This window comes from Actinocorallia lasiicapitis (genome assembly GCF_054778695.1).
In genome coordinates this window covers 1-4958 of the sequence record NZ_BAAGZI010000411.1, presented here as the reverse complement: position 1 = coordinate 4958, position 4958 = coordinate 1, and the positions used below count along the sequence as shown (strand labels likewise).

The following is a 4958-nucleotide window of genomic DNA, read 5'->3' as shown; positions in this document are numbered from 1 at the left end:
CGGCGGGCTGGCCGGGGCGCTGCCTGCCCGGTTCGGCGGGGTGCCGGGCAGGCTCGCCGTCGACAACGCGCGCCGCACCCCGCGCCGTACCGCGACGACCGCGATCGCCCTGACGGTCGGGATCGGGCTGATGAGCACGTTCGTCGTGATCGCGGCCAGCGGCAAGGCGACGAGCGTCGCGGCCGTCGAGAAGGCCGTCCCGGTCGACTTCATCCTCTACTCGATGGGTGTGCGCCCGATCCCGCAGGCCGTCGCCGCCGAGCTGCGCGCCCTGCCGGAGATCGAGAAAGTCGCCGAGCAGCGCGTCTCCGACGCCAAGGTCGGTGGCAAGAGGTATCTGATGGTGACCATGACGCCCGCCGACGGCCTGGGCGCGGTCGCCGGGCTGGCCACGCTCCGGCCCGACCAGGTCATCGTCCCCTCCTGGGTGGCCGACGAGCTGAAAGTCGTCCAGGGCGGACGGCTGGACACCTCCGCCGGCACCTTCACCATCGCCGAGATCATCCCCGACCCGATGGGTGAGGTGTCCGGCCCGGTCATCGCGAACGCGCCCTTCGCCAAGGCGTTCCCCAAGGCGGGCGTCACGACGATCTACGTCAACGGCCGTCAGGGCGTGGACGCCAAGGCAGCCGTCCGCAAGGTGCTCCGCGCCCACGACGAGGTCGGCATGAACGCCACCGTCGATCTCCGCAGCCAGCTCGAGGACTCCTACGACACGATGCTGCTGACGTTCGCCGGGCTGCTCGGCCTGGCCGTGCTGATCGCGCTGTTCGGCATCGTCAACACCCTGACGCTGTCGGTCATCGAACGCACCAGGGAGTCGGCGCTGCTGCGCGCCCTCGGCCTCACCAAACACCAGCTCCGCCGGATGCTCCTGACCGAAGCCCTGGTCATGGCCGTGATCGGCGCGCTGGTCGGGGTCACCCTCGGCGTCTTCTACGGCTGGGTCTCGCTCCGTTCGCTCTCCGAGAGCATGGTCTTCGCCCTGCCCGTCCGCCAGCTCCTGGGCCTGCTGCTCCTGGCAGCGCTCGCCGGCGCCCTGGCCGGCGTCCTTCCGGCCCGCCGGGCCGCCCGGGCCTCCATCGTCACCTCCCTGGCCTGAACTCACGGGGTGGGGCCGAGAGGAAGATCTGCTGCCTCTCGGCCCTCGGGGACCCCTGGGTGTGGATGTGCGGGTGGCCCTAGGCGGCTCCTTTCGGGGGGATCGCGCTGCTGCCTGCTGCTCGACCTGCGATTTCCTTCACTCTTGGTGATGGTGGCGTCACTGACCACCTTGGCTCGTGAAAGGCTCGCCTGGCAACGCCTGGGCCCCAACTGTGGCCCTGATGCCCACCCGCCCCAAACCGGACGGCAGGCAACCTGTCACCACCTGGCGACCATCCGTCAACCGAGGTGTCAGGAAGGTGGCTTTTGTTCCCCGATACGCTCGAGGTCATCATGAATCCATCGGAGAGGCCCGGCCGTCTGCGCGTCGGGATCGTCGGCGCGGGCCGGGTCGGCGCCGTGCTGGGGGCCGCGCTGACGAGGGCCGGGCACAGGGTCGTCGCGGCTTCGGCCGTGTCGTCGCGGGACCGCGCCGCCGACCTGCTGCCCGGGGTGCCGTTCGTCACCCCGCAGGAGGTCGTCGAGGCCGCCCAACTGGTGCTGCTGACCGTCCCGGACGACGCGCTGGCCGATCTCGCCGCCGGTCTGGTCGTCTCGGGCACGCCCGTGCGCGGCCGGCTGTTCGCCCACGCCAGCGGCCGGTACGGGATCTCCGTGCTGGAGCCGCTGACCCGCGCGGGCGGCCTGCCGCTCGCCCTGCACCCGGTGATGACCTTCCCCGGCCGTCCCGACGACGTCGAACGCCTGTCCGGCATCTCCTTCGGTGTGACGACGCCCGAACCGCTCCGCCCGGTCGGCGAGGCCCTGGTCGTCGAGATGGGCGCCGATCCCATCTGGATCTCCGAAGAGCACAGGACCCTCTACCACGCGGCCCTGGCGATCGGCGCGAACCACCTGGTCACGCTGGTCGTGGAGGCGTCGGGGCTGCTCGAGAGGGCGGGGGTCGAGGAGCCGTCCCGGATGCTCGGCCCGCTGCTCGGCGCGGCCCTCGACAACGCCCTGCGGCTGGGCCCGCAGGCCCTGACGGGCCCGATGGCCGGCGGCGACGCCGGAACCGTCGCCGATCATGTGGAGGCGATCGGCGCGGCCGCCCCCGAGGCGCTCGCCGCCTACCTCGCGATGGCCCGCCGCACCGCCGATCAGGCCCTGGACGCGGGCCTGCTCAAACCCGAGGCCGCCGAACGCCTGCTCGGCGCCCTCCAGCAGCGGGAATAGCCGGACCCCCGCCCCGGTGTTCTGAAAAGAGTCCCAGGAGGTTTCCCGATGATCGTTCACACGCCCGCCGAGCTGGCGGCCGCACGCGGCGCGCTGCCGGGCACGGTCGCGCTCGTGCCGACCATGGGCGCCCTGCACGAGGGCCACCGGTCGCTGCTGCGGGCCGCTCGCAAGGTCGCCGACCACGTGGTGGTGTCGATCTTCGTCAATCCGCTGCAGTTCGGCGAGCAGGCCGATCTGGACCGTTACCCGCGCACCCTCGCGGCCGACGCCGCCCTCTGTGACGCCGAGGGCGTCGACCTGATCTTCGCCCCCTCGGTCGCCGACATGTACCCGAGGGAGCAGGCCATCACCGTGACGGCCGGAAAGATGGGCGAGGTCGTCGAGGGCGCTTCCCGCCCAGGCCACTTCGACGGCGTCCTGACGGTCGTCACCAAGCTGTTCGGCCTGGTCAGGCCGGACAGCGCGCTGTTCGGCCAGAAGGACGCCCAGCAGCTCGCCGTGATCCGCCGCCTGTCGGAGGATCTCAATCTCGGCGTCCAGGTGATCGCCTGCCCGACCGTCCGGGAGGCCGACGGGCTGGCCCTGTCCAGCCGCAACCGCTTCCTGTCCGACGCCGAGCGCGGCACCGCCCTGGCCCTGTCGCGGGCCCTGTTCGCCGGCCGTGACGCCGTCGAGCTGGGCCCCGCCGGGGTCCTGGCGGCCGCCCAGCCCGTCCTGGACGCCGCCGCCAAGGGCGTCCCGCCGCTGGAGCAGGACTACCTGGTCCTGGCCGATCCGGCGACCTTCACTTCCGTGGGCCCCGGCCACTCCGGGCCCGCGATCCTGGCCGTCGCCGCGCGCGTCGGCAAGACCCGACTGATCGACAACCTCCCGTTGGAGTTCTGACATGTTCCGCACGATGTTCAAATCCAAGATCCACCGGGCCACCGTGACCCAGGCGGACCTGCACTATGTGGGATCGGTCACGATCGACGCCGATCTCCTGGACGCCGCCGACCTGCTCCCCGGCGAGCAGGTGTCGATCGTCGACATCACCAACGGAGCCCGGCTGGAGACCTATGTGATCGAGGGTCCGCGCGGCTCCGGCGTGATCGGGATCAACGGCGCCGCGGCGCATCTCGTCCACCCGGGTGACCTGGTCATCATCATCAGCTACGCGGCGATGGACGACGCGGCCGCGCGGGCGTTCCGGCCTTCGGTCGTCCACGTCGATTCCGACAACCGGATCGTCCTGCTGGGTGACGATCCGGCCGAGCCCGTTCCGGGCACCGACACCCTGCGCCCGGATCTCGTCCACTGAGAAACCGGGGGGCCGGGGAATTCACGACGGGGGTTTAATGTCATACTGACGAAAACCCCCCGAGGAGGGCGGCATGATCGACAAGCTTGTCGCGAACGCGCCTGGATGGAGCGTCGAGACGGACGTCGTGGTGATCGGTTCCGGGATCGCCGGGCTGGTCACGGCATTGCGCGCGGCCGAGCACGGCCGGGTCCTGCTCGTGACCAAGGCCCTGCTGGACGCCGGCTCGACGCGCTGGGCGCAGGGCGGGATCGCCGCCGCGCTCGCCCCCGAGGACAGCCCGCAGGAGCACCTCCAGGACACCCTCGTGGCCGGGGTCGGGCTCTGCGACGTGGACGCCGTCCGCACCCTCGTCACCGAGGGTCCCGCCGCCGTCCGCCGGCTGATCGAGCTCGGCACCCACTTCGACCTCGCCGCCGACGGCACCGTCTCGCTGACCCGCGAGGGCGGCCACCACCGCCGCCGGATCGCCCACGCCGGCGGCGACGCGACCGGCGCGGAGATCAGCCGGGCCCTGCTGGCGGCGCTCAAGCACGCCGACGGGATCGAGATCATCGAACACGCCCTCGTGCTGGACCTGATCGTGGATCGGGGCCGGGCGGCGGGCGTCACCCTGCACGTCATGGGGGAGGGGCAGCGCGACGGTGTCGGCGCGGTCCGCGCGAAGGCGGTCGTGCTGGCCACGGGCGGGCTCGGCCAGGTCTTCTCGGCCACCACCAACCCGACCGTGTCGACCGGCGACGGCGTCGCCCTGGCGATGCGGGCGGGCGCGGAGGTCGCCGATCTGGAGTTCGTCCAGTTCCACCCGACCGTCATGTACCTCGGCCCGGACGCCACCGGCCAGCAGCCGCTGATCTCCGAGGCCGTCCGCGGCGAGGGCGCCTACCTGATCGACGCCGCGGGCGAGCGGTTCATGGTCGGCCGGCACGAGCTCGCCGAGCTGGCCCCCCGCGACGTCGTCGCCAAGGGGATCATGACGCGGATGCTGGAGACCGGCGAGTCCCACATGCTGCTGGACGCCCGCCACCTCGGCGAGCGCTTCTGGGAGGACCGCTTCCCCAACATCCTGGCGAGCTGCCGCAGCCACGGCATCGACCCGCTGACCGAGCCGATCCCGGTCGTCCCGGCCGCGCACTACGCCTCGGGCGGGGTCCGCACCGACCGCAACGGCCACACCACGTTGCCCGGCCTCTACGCGTGCGGCGAGGTCGCCTGCACGGGCGTCCACGGCGCGAACCGGCTGGCCTCCAACTCGCTGCTGGAGGGCCTGGTGGTCGCCGAGCGGATCGCCGAGGACCTGCTCGCCGACCTGGCGGCCGTCGACGAGGCCGCCCAG

Annotated in this window: 5 protein-coding genes; all 5 read left to right on the top strand. The window is 72.2% G+C overall.

What is annotated here, in order from left to right; all coding sequences use genetic code 11:
• A partial coding sequence (locus ACYVE7_RS28965; RefSeq protein ID WP_460369043.1) for an ABC transporter permease occupies nucleotides 1-1102 on the top strand: 1102 nt, incomplete at its 5' end.
• Between the two features lie 335 nt (nucleotides 1103-1437).
• A complete protein-coding gene (locus ACYVE7_RS28960; RefSeq protein WP_460369041.1) occupies nucleotides 1438-2319 on the top strand; it encodes a Rossmann-like and DUF2520 domain-containing protein in 882 nt (293 codons plus the stop codon).
• Between the two features lie 48 nt (nucleotides 2320-2367).
• Nucleotides 2368-3207 (top strand): pantoate--beta-alanine ligase, encoded by an 840-nt coding sequence (panC, locus tag ACYVE7_RS28955; RefSeq protein WP_460369039.1) that lies wholly within the window; start codon nucleotides 2368-2370, stop codon nucleotides 3205-3207.
• 1 nt (nucleotide 3208) lies between these two features.
• Nucleotides 3209-3622, top strand: coding sequence for an aspartate 1-decarboxylase (panD, locus tag ACYVE7_RS28950; protein ID WP_460369037.1), 414 nt, complete (start codon nucleotides 3209-3211; stop codon nucleotides 3620-3622).
• Nucleotides 3623-3695: 73 nt separating this feature from the next.
• Nucleotides 3696-4958 (top strand): L-aspartate oxidase (locus ACYVE7_RS28945; protein WP_460369035.1); only part of this gene is annotated, 1263 nt, incomplete at its 3' end.